Source organism: Variovorax sp. P4_B11 (assembly GCF_056402355.1).
In genome coordinates this window covers 118,569-133,859 of record NZ_JBFUHO010000001.1, presented here as the reverse complement: position 1 = coordinate 133,859, position 15,291 = coordinate 118,569, and the positions used below count along the sequence as shown (strand labels likewise).

Sequence of the window (15,291 nt, the reverse complement as noted above, 5' to 3'; positions counted from 1 at the left end):
CCTAAGGGACCGTCGTGACAGAACAGTCGGAAGCCATGGAATCAGCAAAGACGCCCCCGTGAGCACGCCAAAATCCGGCGCCGCGCGCAAACGCGCATACCGCCAACGCCTCGCCGAGAAGGGGTTCGCCTACTTCAACGTCGCCGTCGACCGCGAGACGGCCCGCCGCCTTCGCGCGATCGCCAAGAAGCACCAGAGGCCGATGGCCGAGGTCATCGCGATGGGCGCCCTGCTGAGCCAGCGCGCGCTTTCCGATACCGCCGCAACCACCGCCGAATGATCCCGGTCACGGTGGTGCCAGGGCCCGCCGGCGCACCGGCCGGGGCCGTCTACTTCGCTTGCACGCGGCTCAGCGCGAGCCTTTCGACGACGGCATGCGCGAGCCGCTGGAGCACGGCGGCCAGCGGATCAACGTGCCACGGTTGCGCGCTCGGGCGCCAGCACCATGCAGTCACCGCGAGCGGCGCCGGGGTCGCCCCAAGGACTCGTGACCGCGCCCGCGAATGCTTGCGCTGCCACCGCCACGATCTGCGCGTCATCCAGCAGTACGGGGTCTGCGTGTCGTGCTTCAATCGGCAACGCGAATGGCGTATCGGCGCGAACTCGAAGGGCAAGGCGCCGGTGCACTTTGAGCCCCTGACCACCTTCGCGGTCGCCAGAGAAACGGCGGCAGGCGAGGTCGTGCACCACGCGGTCGAGGCGCGCCACGCGGCCGAGGCGATCGGCGTCGTCGCGATGCGGCTGACCGGCGGCTTCCGTTTGAGCGCGGCCCGGCCCGGCAACACGGCTTGGAGCGCGGAGCACGGGCGACTGGTGGTTGCCTGCCCGGTTTGCGGCCACAAGGGGCTCCTGGTGCGCGAGATTCGCGGGACGCACCGCCACCATTGCCCGGGCTGCCAGGGCGCGCCCAGGGGCGCGGGATGGGGCTTGGTGCCGCCGCGCGCGCCCATCACCGTATGGCCGGCAGCGGTCCTGGTGGTCTGGCTGCAGATGACCGGCGAGCGGCCGCCGCCGCGCTGGACTTCGACCGAGTTCGGATGCGCGAACTGCGGCGCTGCCGTGCTTCAGGCTCAGAGCACAGCAGCAGGCCAGATCGAGACGCGATGTTCGGCGTGCCACGACCACTCGGCGCACACGCATTGAAAAAGGCCCGCCGCGACGGGGCCTCAAGCGCGACCGGAATAGCTCAGAGCGAGTTGCCGCGCGATCAGGATCAGTTCTTCGGTCGTCAAGTTCGAGTACCTCGCGGTCGTGCAACCGGCCTGCTGGATCGACTTTACGAAGAAGATCGGCCGAGCGCGTTTGGCCTTCGCCTGCGCCTGGAACTTTTCGCACGTGCGATCCAGAATCAACTGGAAGACCGCGCTCGTGTATTCCTCGGTGCTGTGCCGCGCGTCGAGGCGCTCGGCGCCGCGATAGACCTGCCGCAACGTGAGCGGCTTTTTAGAAGATGTCTTCATTGGGTTCGTCGTCGGGTTCGGCGCGGGCCTTCAGCAGATCGGCATACGCACGACGGTGGATCAGTTCGAGCACCACATCGATGGCGCGCGGCTTGTCGGCCACGAAGGCAGCGACCAGCGCGTCGAACTCGAAATCTTCGAGTCCCCAATCCGTCCGGACGCATTGGAATTCGCGACGGATGGCTTCATCCTTGGTGGGGCGCCCCACGGGGTTCGCGCTCACGCTGCCCTTCTTGAATTGCCCGCCGGCGCTCATACCCAGGCTCCATTCGCCACCTTGCGCAGCGCGTCGCTGGGCTGGTAGATCGACCCGAGGTTGTTCATTCCGCGTTCGGCAGCAGCGAGGCGCAGAGTCCGCACCTGGGCCGCGAAATGGGCCTCCAGCATCCGCACGCGTTCGACCATACCGTCGACCTCGGCGCGGCGCTTGGCGGCCACCAGGGCAGCTTCTGCAGCGGCCACGGCATGCTGCTGCGCGACGGGAGCAGCGGCGACCACGGCGGCCTCCAGCGGCACCAGCATGCGTCCCAGGTCCTCGACGTCCATGCTGAGCGCGGTCATGTTGGCGGCGTCGCCGGGCTGCTCGTCGCCGGCCGAGCGGCGGGCCCGGATGGATTCGAGTTCGCGGGACTTCGGTTCCAGGCGAGCGCGCAGTGCATCGCGTTCGGCGATCGCGGCGGCATGGGGCACATCGGCCTTCGCCAAGCCGAAATGGGCCTGTGCCAAGTGCTGAGCGGCGATCTTGACGATCGGCGATTCAACCGGCTCGGGCAGCGGATCGGTGTCCGGTGCGGCCTCGATGGTTCCGATCGCATCGGCGACCTGATCCTGCGCCTGCTCGATCGTCTCGGCTTCGGCCTGCTTGGCAGCGGCGTGATCGGCCTGGACGGCAGCGCGCGCAGCCTGGTCGGCGGCATTGCGCTCGGCGGTGGCGGCCTTGCGGGCTTCCTCCAGGGCGGTGCGGGCCGGGCCGGTGTCGGCGCCAGCGAGCAGCGCGCTTACCAGGGCCTTTTGGGCAAGTTGAAAGTCCTCGGCGGCGGTGCCGTCGGAGGGGCGATTGGGTGGGGCGTTTGCAAGTTCCATGGGGACACTGTTCCGTCACGACTTGCGATTTCCGCCGGTTAACCCATAAATATATCGGCCAGAATCTCTTTGCTACCGCCGCGACGAGCAGCTAGGTTGGCGCTCGATGAGTGCGCTTCTCCACCGCCAGCATCAGCCCGCCCCAGCATTGAACATCCCTGCCGAATCCCGTCGCCTCAGCATCTCATACACCACGTCGAGAAACACCGTCCGCGTTCCCTGGTCGCTCAGCAGCTTCGTCGCGAGGTCTTTGTGCGTGTTCATCGCCGAGACGATCGCATCCACGGCAGCCCCCGGCAGGTTTGCTTTCATGGCACGGTCCTTCGGGTTGTTCTGAATCTGTGCCATGACAACGTCGTCGCCGCGAAGCTTTTCCGACACGTGCACCGCGAACGCCACCTGATCGGTATCGCTGATCTCCTTGCCGAAGGCGTCGTTTAGCCGCTTCACCAATTGCGACAGGAATGCCTTCTCGCGGTCCTTTGCGTCGCGCAGGCCGTTGTCGGTGATGGGCGCCAGCATGGGCGCCTTACCCTCCTCCCCGACCCCTACGAGGCCATCCTTGGCCTTGAGTTTGAAGTGGGTCAGCCGCAGGTCGCCCAGGTCCACCTGCTCGACCGACAAGCCCTTCAGCCGTTTGCGCAGCAGCCGCGCGAAGCTGGCAAAACCTTCCAAAGCCGGATCGCCGAAGTCGACCAGTTGCGCGACGTACTCATAGGTGCGCACGAATTTGCCAAGCCCCTCGCTGAAGATGAGCAGCTTGTCGCGCTCCTTCGACAACTCGGCGCGCTGCGAATCGGCGTTGATTTTGCCCTTCTCATCACCGGCTTCGTCGGCCTGACGCCACGCCATTTCCCAGGCGTCGATGGCCCCATTCAGCTGTTTCAGTTTGGCGTTGAAGCGATCCGCCGGCGCCTGCGTGAGGTTGAACAGCTTCTGGTGCGTCACCAGCGGATCGACCACGGCTTCGGCGAACGCGCGCACCTCGGCCGTCTCGTACAGCAGCGTCGCGTCCAGCCTCTGCTTGAGGTCGTAGACGATGTTCGCGTCCTGCACATCCGAGACCCTGGCGTCGCGGTAGAAGGTCTTGAAAGCATCGAGAACCTCCTTTGCCTCGTTGGCGAAGTCGATCACGTAGGTCCTGTCCTTGCCCGCATAGGTGCGGTTCAGGCGCGACAGGGTCTGCACCGCTTCAACGCCCGACACCTTCTTGTCCAAGTACATCGCCACCAGCTTGGGCTGGTCGAAGCCGGTCTGAAACTTGTTGGCGACGATCATCACCCGATAGTCGGAAGTGTCGAATGCCTTGCGCATTTCGCGGCCCCTCAGCCCCGGGTTCAAATTGATCTCGTTGAAGCCGTGGTCGTCGGCGAATCCTTCTTCTTTGGCATCGGCGTTGGACACGTCGCCCGAGAAGGCGACCATCGGGTGTACGTCGTCATAGCCTCGCACCCGGCAGTAACGTTGCAGTTCCAGGTGGTACTTCACCGCCGCCGCACGCGAGGGCGTGACGATCATCGCCTTGGCCTGACCGTTCAGCAGCAGCGCCACGTTCGCCCGAAAGTGCTCCACGATCAACTGCACCTTCTGCCCGATGTTGGTGGGATGCAGGCTCAGCCAGCGCGCCAGCGCCCGGCTTGCGCCCTTCTTGTCCACTCGGCGATCACTTTCCTCGGTGAACTTCGTCCCGACGCGCAAAGCCGTCGAGTAGCTGGTGTAGTTGCGCAGGACGTCAAGGATGAACCCCTCCTCGATGGCCTGTTGCATCGTGTACGTATGGAAGGGCACCGGTGGGTTGTCCAAGCTGGCAGGCTGCTTCGGGTCACGCGGCCGGCCGAACAGGCTCAGGGTGCTGTGCTTGGGCGTCGCGGTAAACCCGAAGTAGCTCGCGTTGCCCGGCCTCTGACGCGACGACTGCCAAACCGACAGCCGTTCGCTCACGCTCATCTTCTCCCACTCATCCTCGCTTTGACCGGTCAGAACATAGCGCAGGTCGTCGGCGGTGCTCCCGCCGGTGCTGCTGTGCGCTTCGTCGATCACCACGGCGAAGCGGCGGTCGCGCAGACTTTGTTCCGACAGGATCAGCTTCTGCGCGTGCGGAAAGGTCTGCAAGGTGCACACGATGATCGGCGTGCCGTCCAGCATGGCCTGCGCCAGTTGCTGGCTTTTGGGCAGGCTAGAGGCTTCCCCGTCGATCGCTCTGACCACGCCGGTCTGATGCTCGATCTGCGCGATCGCATCCTGCAGCTGCTTGTCGAGCACAGTGCGGTCGGTGACGACGATGACGCTGTGGAAGTACGGCTCGCCATCAGGCCGGCGCACGCGGATCAGTTCGTGCGCCGTCCATGAAATCGTGTTCGTCTTGCCCGAACCGGCGCTGTGCTGGATCAAGTAGGGCTGACCGGCGCCCTCGATGCGCACGGCGTCGATCATCTCGGTCACGCCTTCCCACTGGTGATAACGCGGAAAGATCATCGTCTCGCGCCAGTACGGCTTGCCCTGCGCATCCTCGATTTGCAGCCGCTCCAGCAGCACAAAGCGGTGAAAGATGCGCAGCCAGTTGTCCCGCGTCAGCACCCGCTGCCACAGGTACGACACCGGGTAGTTGCCTTCAACGTCCGGCGGGTTGCCAGCGGCGCCGTCATTGCCGCGATTGAAGGGCAGGAAGAACGTGCTTGACCCGGACAGCTTGGTGGCCATGCGGATGTCGGTGTCGCTCATCGCGAAGTGCACCACCGCGCCGCGGCGGAAAGCCAGCAGGGGCTCGACGCGGCCGGTCTTGACGCTTTTGGGCGGGCGGTCGTCGCGGTACTGCGTCATCGCCGCCTCCACGCTTTGCGTGAAGTCGGTCTTCAGCTCGACGGTGGCCACGGGCAGGCCGTTGACGAAAAACACGAGGTCGATGCGATCGGCCGTATCGAGCGAGTAAACGAGCTGGGGCACCACGCGCAGGCGGTTGGCGGCGTAGCGCTGGATCACGCTGGAATTGCGGTCGTCCTCGGGCAGCGCTTGGCTCATGGCGAGCGGACCACCGCCGGCGACTGCGAAACCACGGCGCAGCACGTTGACGGTGCCGCCCTCGGGCGCTTCCAGCGTCTTGACCAAGCGGTCCAGCACCAGGGCCTCGGCGTTGCTGCCGTTGAGCTTCTTCAGCTTTTCCCAAGCTTGAGGTTGGCTGTCCTGGAGCCAGCCGGTGACGTCCTCGACGTACAGCGCCCGCGCGCGGTCGAAGGCGGCCGATTCGCCGACTAGCCAGCCGCCTGCGGCCAGCTTTTCGACGATGTGACGCTCCAACTCGCACTCGTGATGAATCTTGCTCACGCGGGCTCCATTTCTGCGGCCGGCTGATCAGCAAAAACGTCGATCTGGCCAGTGACGGCGGCAGTGATCAGGGCGGCGCGACGCTCCTTCAAGAGCGCGAGGCTTGCTTCTGTTTTTCTCAACACCAAGTCCGTTCGATTGCAATCCGCCATGATCGATTCCCAAATCGCCCGCTGTTCATCCAGCGAGGGCAAGGCCAAGAAGAAATCCTTGATGCTCGCTTGCGCAAGGTTGTTAGCCAACCCTTCGGCTCCGCTGATCGAGAGCTTTATCTGCTCGCGCATCGGACCCGAGCCCATGGCCATGGCGAAGAAGTCGGGGTCACACATTGGGTCCAGCTTGATTCGGAACGTCTTGTCTGACAGCATCAAGCGCGCCTCCGTCGCGGTGGCGCGTGCCACCGAACCGATGAGGTCGGGTGAGCCGCTTGCGCGAGACATAAGGATGTCACCATCGTGTACCTCGATGTCGAGCCGCGGGTCAAGGGATGGAGGTAGCGCCTTATTCTCAAGCGGATCGAAGATGCCTCGATTGACGCAACCCGCTTTGAGCACACCCCACTCGCCCTTCGTCGCAGCATAGGCGAAGCAATCGGGGCTCCAACCCTGCTCAAATTTGGCGATCGCGAAACGGAGGCGGACCACCCTCCAACCCTGCGGCACCTGCCCTAACCACTCCACCCCCGAATCCTGCATCGGCACGCGCCGATCAAGACCTCTCGTCACCGCCCGCGTAGTCAAAGCCTGCCGCTTCTCGCGGAGCAGGTCGATGAAGAGGGTCTTCCTCTTAATCAGCGCGTCGATGCGGGCGGTTTCCCGATCGAGAAGTGGTACCACGCGCAGCGCGTACTCGGCAGGGGGCAGGGCAATCGTGCAGTATCGGACCTTGTGCCACTGCAATCGCAGCCCCATTCGGATGCCGGTTTTGAACAAGGAGAGTTGCTGAACAACCGGTCCACACTTGAGCGCGTACCTCAGGAACGGAATCAGCCGCCGATCGCAAATAGGCCGGAGCAGCGTGTAGTCAGGGCTGATCCCACCCGCCATGCCGCACCACTCCAACCCGTGAGCGTGGCTGCTCATGGAAATGACAAAGTCGTCGCGAATGGCCGGGCTAACGAGATAACTGTCACGAAGGGCTTGCTGCGGCCGACTCTCAAGCGAGGATTGCGGAACGACACCGTGCACGACGCTAGGCGTCAAGAGTTCGATTCCGTCGAGTGGCACCAACTCTTTTACTTCGCGAAATACGCGGTCGAGGCGGACTTCATCAAAATGCATTGTCAGTCACCTCACCCAGCAACCCCGCAATCTCCGCTTCGACCGCCTTCAACTCCGCGTCGATCTCCTCAAGTGGCCGGGGCGGCACGTACCTATAGAAGTAACGATTGAAGTTGATTTCGTACCCGACGACACCGACCAGCCCGTCCTTCTCATCCTTCTTGCTTTCGTCAATCCATGCGTCCGCCACGTGAGGCAGCACCTCGCGAGCGAAGTAGTCTCGGATGTCCCGTTTGAGCGGCACGCTCTCGAACTCGCGCAGTTCGGGATCGGCCATGAGCGCGCCGTCGGCGTCCTCCACGGGCTGCGCTGCCGGATCGCGCGTGCCAAAAGTGTCGAGGACCGCCTTGCGGGTGCCCTTGGCCAGCTTCTTCACTTTGGCGGCTGCAAGAAATGCGTCTAGGGTGTCGTAGCTGTCGCCATCCACCAGCGCGGCAAAACGGTCGACATGGTCCGCGCCCTTGGCTTCGGCATATGCATTCAGCGCCGCCTCGGTCACCGCGAAGCGCAACCGCAGTGGCCGCTCGATCGTGAGCCGCCGATATCCAAAGTCGGTGGTGTCGAACACCTTGCTGGTTTCGCTCTCGGCAAACGCGTCCTGCGCGCCGGCGATTTCGTCGATTTGAACTTGAACGATGAACTTGCGCTTGCTGCCCAGGCTCTTGCGCATCGGGCTGTGCTGGCCAGTCGCGTCGATCAACTGCACTTTGCCCTTTCGCTCAGGCGCCTTGTGGTTCGACAGCACCCACACGTAGGTGCCGATGCCGGTGTTGTAGAACAGGTCGCTGGGCAGCGCGACGATGGCTTCCAGCCAGTCGCTCTCCAGTATCCAGCGTCGGATCTCCGATTCGCCCGAGCCGGCACCCCCGTTGAACAGCGGCGAACCCGACAAGACGATGCCGATGCGCGTGCCACCCTGCTCCGCCGGCTTGCGCTTGGACAGCAAATGCATCAGGAACAGCAGCGAGCCGTCGCCGACGCGCGGCAGCCCGGGACCAAAGCGGCCTGCGTAGCCGAGGTTTTTCCGCTCGTCATTGACGGCCTTCTGTACCATTTCCCACTTCACACCAAAGGGCGGGTTGGCAAGGCAATAGTCGAAGCGCTCTCCGGGCAGTTGATCATCGTCCAGCGTGTTGCCGCGCTTCAGATTTCGGACGTCGTAGCCCTGGATCAGCTTGTCGGCCACGCAGATGGCGTATGTCTCGGGATTCAACTCTTGAGCGAACGGAACGATGCGCGCAGCTGGATTCCATTCGGCCACCTGTTCGATGGCCGAGGACAGGAAGCCGCCTGTGCCGGCGGCGCAGTCGTATACGGTGCGGACCACGCCCTCACCGTTTAATGCCTCATGGTCAGTAGCGAAAACCAGCGTGGTGACCAATCGCACCACGTCGCGCGGGGTGAAGTACTCCCCGGCATCATCATTGGCAGCCTCGGCGAACTTGCGGATCAGGTGTTCGAAGGCCAGGCCCATCTCAGCGTTGGACAGGCGCGTCGGATGCAGGTCGATGGCGGCGAACTTCTGCGTGACCAGGTACAGCAGGTTCGCCTCCTCCAGCTTGACCAACCAGTTTTCGAAGCCGAAATGGTCAAAAATTTGGCGCGCATTGGCCGAGAAGCGCGAAAGGTACTCTTCCAAGTTGGCGCGCGTGCTCGTCGAGCCGAGCGTGGCCAGCGTGTACTGGCTGGTGTTGTAGAAGGGCGCGGCGGCGACGGCGGGCAACACGAGATCGAGGTCCACACCCGAACCGAGCAGAGAGGTGTGACGTTCGAGAACGGCCTCGCGGGTGGGCTCTAGCACGCACTCCAGGCGACGCAGCACCGTGAAGGGCAGGATGATGCGGCCGTACAGCGAAGGTTTGAACGGGCCGCGCAAGGCGTCGGCGACGTTCCAGATGAAGTCGGCTAGGTTCTGTTGATTCATGGTTTGGCGATTTTCGACTGCGAGCTCAACGGCGCGTCCGCGCCGGCCGCGAACTATCGCACGGACCCACGCGCCTCGACGGCTCCCGTGCTCCAGCCACGGCCGCCCGAAAACGAGCGAGTGTGGTCATCCGGCGCCGGCATGTTCAGATAGCAGTGGACTGGGGCTTTGGTCATGGGTATCGTCCGGTCGCCTTTTTCGGTCACCCAAGGAGCACGATGACCCGCGTTTTTGCCTACTGCCGCGTGAGCACTGCGGATCAAACGACCGCCAATCAAGTTCAGGAGGTCGCAGCGGCCGGATTCGACGTACTGCCGACCCGCGCCATTGCTGAAACCGTTTCTGGCAGCGTACCGGCCATTGAGCGCATAGAGTTTGGCAAGCTGATGACCAAGTTGGAGGCCGGCGACGTGCTGGTGGTCACGAAGCTCGACCGCCTGGGGCGCAATGCGATGGACGTCCGCGCCACGGTTGAAGCCCTGGCCGGCATGGGCGTCCGGGTGCACTGCCTCGCATTGGGGGGCGTCGACCTCACCAGCCCCGCCGGCAAGATGACCATGGGCGTGATCGCGGCCGTTGCCGAGTTCGAGCGCGACCTGCTTGTCGAGCGCACTCAGAGCGGGCTGGCGCGCGCCAAGGCAGAGGGCAAGGCCCTGGGACGCCCGCGCGCCCTCACCCAGGCCCAAGCTCAGGAAGCGCTCAATCGCCTTGCAGCGGGCGAAGCAGTGGCCGCCGTGGCCCGCGCCTTGAAGACCAGCCGCGCCACCGTCATGCGCTGCCGGGACGCGGCCGCAACGACGCAATCGTCGTGACCATACCCCGTAAACTTAACGTTACAACGAAAGGGTGACATGGACGATGAGGAGTTGGACAGGGAACTGAAGCGCATTCAGCTAGCCAAAGCGAGGCTGGACCTAGAGGAGGCCCTAGCCCGACGCCAGCGCAAGACGCTAGCTGTAGGATTTGCAGGCGCAGCAGCTTCGGTGACAGGCAACACGCTAGTCGGCGTCGGAGAATTTATCAGGCGCTGGTGGCTGAGGGGTCTGACCATCGCGGTCGGGCTGGTGGCGCTCGTCGTTTTCGTCTCCCTTGGCATGCATCGGTACGAAGAGGCACAAGAACGCCGGGACCGACAATCGATGTTCGAACGGGGCTGCAGGGACCTCGACCAGTCTAGGCAGAGCTGCCGCAACAGGTGGGAAGACGTGGGCGGCGACGTAGTCGAAAGAGTTTGCTCGTTTCAAGACCAGGCTCAGGCTTGCAGAGACGCTGGCCTTTAGCCAGACGCCCCGCCGGCACCAGGGACCTCGAGGTCGCCGAACGCCCTTTCAGAACTGCGCGCGTTGCGGCACCGTTGATGCATCCAAGAATCGCTCTGGAGACATCACCAAGCAGAATGAGGGTGCCCTGATCCGAAGGGCATTCGGATCATTGTTCTCCTTCTCGCACACAGATATGTAGCCCGTCTTCGAGCTGCGCTGCCAGCATGCATGGATGATCTCGCCGGAGAGGTTGGCATGAATGAACGCGCGCCCGTCTTGAAACTTTGTGCCGCCAAGGCACGGCGCCCTGGAAAGCTCGACCGCCGGCATACCTCTACCGTCCGCTGCGCTGAAAGCGAAAACTTGGGCGAATGATGGGCAGGCGGCAAGCGCCAGCAACGTCCCGATTGCGAGGGTTTTCATGTTCATGTTCCTGTTCATTTGTTGAGCAATTCATTTCCAGACGCGTGGAAGGCATCGAGCACCGCCTGATCGCCGGGGTGCGTCAGCATGGCGCGGAGGTCGGCCAGCGGCGCCAGGACGGCGGCCTGCGACTCCCAGGTCAAGTCGGCCGGCGATCCGCCAACGCGCTCGGCCAGGAAGAAGCGGGTGTAGGTCTCTTTGCGCGGCACGTCGCATAGGAACGAGAGCAGGCGCGGGTGCAGCCCACTTTCCTCGAACACCTCGACCAGCGCCGTCGCGGCGAGGCTGCGGCCATCGATGCGGCCCTTCGGCAGCGTGAACTCGTGACCGCCGAAGCCACCGGTCGGGGCGACGCACCATGCGCGCCCATCGGACTCGACGACCAGGGCGCCGGCCGCCGGCTTGAGGCCATCCAGGCAGTCGAAGGGCGGCTCAACGATCGGCATCGTGGCCGCGATCGCCTCCCATCCGTCGGCGCTGGGCGGCGCATCGCGCCAGGGCGCCAGGGCGATGCCGTTCAGCACGGCCGGCAGCGGCCCGCCAGGGACCGCGATCGCAACTGCCAAGGCATCGCCCCAGGCCGCGAGCGGCGACGGCGCGTGCGGCTTGTGGATCGCGACCGGCTTGCCGGCGTCGTCAAGGCGCGGGTGCCAGAGGGTCACGCGCGTTGCTGCAGCTTCAAGAGGACGGACCAGACGGTGTGGTAGGTCCGAGCGCGACCTGAGCCCTTGACTCGCGCGACTTCATCCTTGAAGTTCGAATAGGTCACCGCTCGCGCCATGGCCGCCATGGCATCCGCAAAATCCTCGGCCTTCGCAGACGCCCGAAAGCCGTAGTCGGTGCCGCCGCCCGCCTGGATCACACCAAGGCCCGGCAGATAGTGCTCGCGCAGTTCGATCAGGTCAGCCTTGACCCGAGCCCGGATCGTCAGCGTGCCCGCCCCCTCATCTTCCGGTTTGCGCACGGCGGACAGAAAACCGCCGGTTGGCATGATCACCCACATTATTCTTCTCCTTGACCGCCACCGCGGCGGGGTCGGCACTCTACCGTCGTTTGGGACTTCGGGTCGCGCGCGCTTTTTTTAAGAGCGCGGCCGGCCGTGGTCGCGGGCGTGGGTTCGACGGCGCGATGCCGTTCGCAGCCACCGCACTCGCACCTTTCAAGTCCGGTCAGGGCCGGTCAGGCCTTCTTGCGGGACCCCTGACCACAAAAACTCCTCTGTTTTCAACACTTTTTCAATACTTGGTCAGGGTGGTCAGAGTAGTCATAGTAAAAAAGGAAGTTGGTAAATTTGTCGGAGGCGCCGCCGCTGAATCGATGAGGTGTGGCGCCCTGGAACCGAGCCAAGAGGACCTGCGCGAGGCGGCGGAATTTCTGTATAGCGACTTCGACAAAAGAACCCCGGCCACACTGGATACCCTGACCGGGCCTTGATTTATAAGGGAATTTCCCGGCCAGGGGTCCCCCGGTGGCCAGGGGTCGCAGCCTGACCATGACCCCCAGCGTAAAAAATCCCGGCTCGAAGCCGGGACCCTGACAGCGCTTGGCCTACTAGAACGGGCCGCCCACAGGCCCGTCATCGGAAAATTCAACATCCACCCCGAGCTGCGCGGCGAACACCTCGGCAGCATCCTTGCGGCAGTGCATCCGGTACGCCTGCACCCGCATGACCCCTTTCCGGAGCCGAGTAGCTTTGGCGCCGGTGGCCCCCATGAACTTCTTCGCGAAGACTGCCTTGGTCAGCAAATGCATCTTGCCCCGCTTTCGCGCTGACTCGATGTAGTCGTCATACAGGGCGTCCTTTTCGACTTCGATTTCCCCGATCCACTCCCGGCCCAGCAGCACGCCGTCGGCGATCGCGTCGTAGGCGAACTGGTCGTGCGGATCCAGACTGAGCGAGCGCTGCTTCCGAAGCGCACCAGTCTCGGGCACCGCGCGCAGGTTGACCGCACCAAGCGGCAAATTCAGCAGCAACGTGAGCAGGGCGCGCAGACCGCCGCCGGCAAGCTGATCTTCGATCGCCGCGAAGTACTTGAAGTCCTGCCGACGGCGATCGCCGACGTCCAGCACGAAGTAGCGGCGCTCGTCGGTGCTGGCCGGCACAGCCCAATCGTTGTTGGTGATCATCATCACGCGGCACAGCGACCGCATTTCGACCGCGTCGATGCCCTTCGCTTCCACGGTGAGGGTCGGGCTGGTGATCATGTCCTTGAGCGGACCCTCGTCGCCCTTGTCGCCGGCCCAGAACGACTCCTCCGCGACGATGAGCAGCTTGTCGGCAAGATGGCGGTTGAAGTTGCCGGTCAGGTGGCGCATGTGCGCAACCTTGATCGCATGCCGGCCGAGCAGGAACTTGAGCGCGTCTGCGAACGTTGATTTGCCGGTCCCTTTCTTGCCGCGCATGACCAGCGCGACGCCCTTCTTGGAGTCGGGGCTCTGCAGCATGTCGGCCGCCCAGGCGAGCAGGTAACGAAAGTGAGCGCAGTTGCCGCCGCACAGGTTGTACTTCATGTGCGAAAGCAGGCGCCGGCACTTCATGGCCGCCCAGAGCAAGCTGCAGTCGAGCGGCTCGACGGCGTAGCCAGCCCACAGGTTGTAGTGGCTGGCCGGCGCGTTGCCGCCTGGAGCGAAAGTGACCCCTTCGAACTGACGGCGCTTCGGCGACTTGATCCACAGATCGGCCTTCTGGTGGTACTTGGTGGTCTTGGCCCCCTCGCCGTTCGTGGTTTCCACCGGAACGGACTGGTTCGAGTACCACGCCTTGAAGGCGCTGATCGACAGGTACAGCAGTTCCTTGTCGCCGCGTTCGCCGATCGTTTCGCGCAGGACGACCACCTTGTCGCCCACCATCGTGAGCGCATGCTGCTGATTGAGTTCTTCTACCGCATCGCCTGGTTCCGCCTCGCATGCCTCCTTCGAGGCCGAAGCGACCGCAGTCAACACGGGCGCCCGTGCGGTGGCCTTTGTCGCCCGCCCCTCACCCTTCGCCTGCGTTGGCGCCACGACGGCCTGCGCCAGGGACGGCAAGTAGGGCCCCTTCGGCACCTTGGCGTCATCGAACAGCCCCTGCACCACGGCGTCGATGACTTCTTTTGGTTGCCCCTTTTCCCGGGCCTGCACCACCAGATCATTGAAGTCGCCACCCGTCGGCGGGAACGCGACCTTCATGTTGAACAGGTGCCCGGCTTCGAACGCGACGCACATGCCCCTGTTTCCCTTCCCCTCGGCTTCCGATTTGGTGTCGTTGTCGGCGCCGATCGTGGTCATATCGGACTGGCCGGCCTCGTGAAGCTGGCGAGCGACCTCCATGATGTTGCTCGCGTCGAAGCAGACCAGCACCGAGCGACCGATCGTCTCGTTCGTCGAGGCGCCGGTTGCGAACCCTTCCTCCAACACATAGCCCTTCACTTCGCCCGTGCCCTTGATCGGCGAGAAATGGCCCTGCTTCGCGATGCCATGGTGATGAAACTTGTCGCCCTGTTCGGTGATGTACTGCAGCCCATGGAGTACGCCCTTGAGATCGAGAATCGGCACCAGCAGCACGTTTTCGTGTTCCTCGGAATGCCACACGCCATCTTTTTTGAAGCGCCGCGTCCACTTCGCGAGGGTGCGCGTCCCATGGGGCTCGATCCCCTTCTTCTTGAGGTACGGGTGATCGCCAGTGGCTTCCCGGCCCTCGGCTTCGGCCCAAATCTCCTGGCATTCCTTGCGCGCCTTGTCGGCCTTCGCTTGCTTCTCGATCGCCTGCACCTTAGCCGCTTCGCGCGCCTTCGCGTCGAGCGCAGCCCTCTGCTCGGGCGTCGGGGGCACGTACTTGCCCGGCTTGTAGCCGTCCTGCTTCGCGATCGCGACGACCGAAGCGAACGTGCGCTTGCCCATCGCAGACCATGAGCGCCACACGGCCTCGGCTTCGGATTGGTTGTAGGAGTCGCCCTGGCTTGACCAGTCGTGCCATGCGCCGCTTCCGGCGTCGCCGAGGGCATTCTTGATGCCCGGGCAGATCACTTCGGCCCAGGTGTAGCGGTCGCAATTCGGGCTGATGTACGAGAGGACCGCGCGAACGCGGGCTTCGGTTTCAGTTGCCATGGTTCACCCCCCCATCGATGACGAACACCGCGCGAGGCCTGTGGCCTCCACCTGGGCCATGCCAGCGCCAGCGCGGCGGCACCAGCGGGCGCGGCGGGGCGCTGCAGTCCGGCGGCGCGCCGCAGGGCCCGGTGCGCACCTGGGCGGCGCCGTCATCGATCCGGGCCGCCAAGACCGCACCAGGGCGGCGTGCAGCCGCGCAGACACTCGCCAAGGGGGTAGAGAGGCTCGGGCAGCCAGCGCGGCGCGTGGGGGCGCCGTGGGCCTGCGCCGGCGCAACGGGCGAGCGGCGGAGAATCGGGAAGTGCGCCGAGGGCAGCGCGAGGGGGGCAGTATTGCTGTGCATCTTGCAATCCGTCGAGAAAAATCGAGGGGTCGCTTGCAGCCGGGAATCCGGGACGCGAAAATGCGCTCTGGTGTGGGCGCTTGTCGCTTGGGGCTGCAAGCATTCA

At 64.3% G+C, this 15,291-nt stretch carries 14 protein-coding genes; 4 read left to right on the top strand and 10 right to left on the bottom strand.

Annotated elements, in window-relative coordinates:
* Positions 1-58 precede the first annotated feature (58 nt).
* The gene (locus AC1DYD_RS00725; RefSeq protein ID WP_478170831.1) at positions 59-280 is read left to right on the top strand and encodes a hypothetical protein; all 222 of its coding nucleotides are present in this window, start codon (positions 59-61) and stop codon (positions 278-280) included.
* Positions 277-1,143 (top strand): hypothetical protein, encoded by an 867-nt coding sequence (locus AC1DYD_RS00720; protein ID WP_478170830.1) that lies wholly within the window; start codon positions 277-279, stop codon positions 1,141-1,143. The genes AC1DYD_RS00725 and AC1DYD_RS00720 overlap by 4 nt, the downstream gene beginning before the upstream one ends.
* Positions 1,144-1,166: 23 nt before the next feature.
* Here AC1DYD_RS00720 and AC1DYD_RS00715 read toward each other — a convergent pair whose 3' ends face one another.
* The 6 genes from AC1DYD_RS00715 to AC1DYD_RS00690 form a co-directional block, all read right to left on the bottom strand.
* Entirely contained in the window at positions 1,167-1,430 is a 264-nt protein-coding gene (locus AC1DYD_RS00715; protein ID WP_478170829.1) for a hypothetical protein, read from the bottom strand.
* Between the two features lie 13 nt (positions 1,431-1,443).
* Positions 1,444-1,716, bottom strand: coding sequence for a hypothetical protein (locus AC1DYD_RS00710; protein ID WP_478170828.1), 273 nt, complete (start codon positions 1,714-1,716; stop codon positions 1,444-1,446).
* On the bottom strand, positions 1,713-2,543 hold the full coding sequence (locus AC1DYD_RS00705; RefSeq protein ID WP_478170827.1) for a hypothetical protein: 831 nt from the start codon (positions 2,541-2,543) through the stop codon (positions 1,713-1,715). The genes AC1DYD_RS00710 and AC1DYD_RS00705 overlap by 4 nt, the downstream gene beginning before the upstream one ends.
* Positions 2,544-2,675: 132 nt before the next feature.
* A complete protein-coding gene (locus tag AC1DYD_RS00700) occupies positions 2,676-5,864 on the bottom strand; it encodes a type I restriction endonuclease subunit R (RefSeq protein WP_478170826.1) in 3,189 nt (1,062 codons plus the stop codon).
* Positions 5,861-7,144 carry a restriction endonuclease subunit S domain-containing protein gene (locus AC1DYD_RS00695; RefSeq protein WP_478170825.1) on the bottom strand — a complete coding sequence of 428 codons (1,284 nt, stop codon included), beginning with the start codon at positions 7,142-7,144 and terminating at the stop codon, positions 5,861-5,863. The genes AC1DYD_RS00700 and AC1DYD_RS00695 overlap by 4 nt, the downstream gene beginning before the upstream one ends.
* Positions 7,134-9,068, bottom strand: coding sequence for a type I restriction-modification system subunit M (locus tag AC1DYD_RS00690; RefSeq protein WP_478170824.1), 1,935 nt, complete (start codon positions 9,066-9,068; stop codon positions 7,134-7,136). The genes AC1DYD_RS00695 and AC1DYD_RS00690 overlap by 11 nt, the downstream gene beginning before the upstream one ends.
* 218 nt (positions 9,069-9,286) lie before the next feature.
* Between AC1DYD_RS00690 and AC1DYD_RS00685 the strand changes: the two genes are divergently transcribed.
* Both AC1DYD_RS00685 and AC1DYD_RS00680 read left to right on the top strand, forming a co-directional pair.
* Positions 9,287-9,880 (top strand): recombinase family protein, encoded by a 594-nt coding sequence (locus AC1DYD_RS00685; RefSeq protein ID WP_478170823.1) that lies wholly within the window; start codon positions 9,287-9,289, stop codon positions 9,878-9,880.
* A 39-nt stretch (positions 9,881-9,919) separates the two neighbouring features.
* Positions 9,920-10,348, top strand: coding sequence for a hypothetical protein (locus AC1DYD_RS00680; RefSeq protein ID WP_478170822.1), 429 nt, complete (start codon positions 9,920-9,922; stop codon positions 10,346-10,348).
* Positions 10,349-10,396: 48 nt separating this feature from the next.
* Here the strand turns inward: AC1DYD_RS00680 and AC1DYD_RS00675 are convergent, their stop codons facing one another.
* From AC1DYD_RS00675 to AC1DYD_RS00660, 4 genes are all read right to left on the bottom strand, one after another.
* Positions 10,397-10,759, bottom strand: coding sequence for a hypothetical protein (locus AC1DYD_RS00675; RefSeq protein ID WP_478170821.1), 363 nt, complete (start codon positions 10,757-10,759; stop codon positions 10,397-10,399).
* An 8-nt stretch (positions 10,760-10,767) separates the two neighbouring features.
* Complete coding sequence (locus AC1DYD_RS00670) at positions 10,768-11,415, bottom strand: NUDIX domain-containing protein (RefSeq protein WP_478170820.1); 648 nt, start codon at positions 11,413-11,415, stop codon at positions 10,768-10,770.
* Positions 11,412-11,756 (bottom strand): hypothetical protein, encoded by a 345-nt coding sequence (locus tag AC1DYD_RS00665; RefSeq protein WP_478170819.1) that lies wholly within the window; start codon positions 11,754-11,756, stop codon positions 11,412-11,414. Before AC1DYD_RS00665 ends, AC1DYD_RS00670 begins: the two co-directional genes overlap by 4 nt.
* A 548-nt stretch (positions 11,757-12,304) precedes the next feature.
* The gene (locus tag AC1DYD_RS00660) at positions 12,305-14,839 is read right to left on the bottom strand and encodes a DUF5906 domain-containing protein (protein ID WP_478170818.1); all 2,535 of its coding nucleotides are present in this window, start codon (positions 14,837-14,839) and stop codon (positions 12,305-12,307) included.
* Positions 14,840-15,291 lie beyond the last annotated feature (452 nt).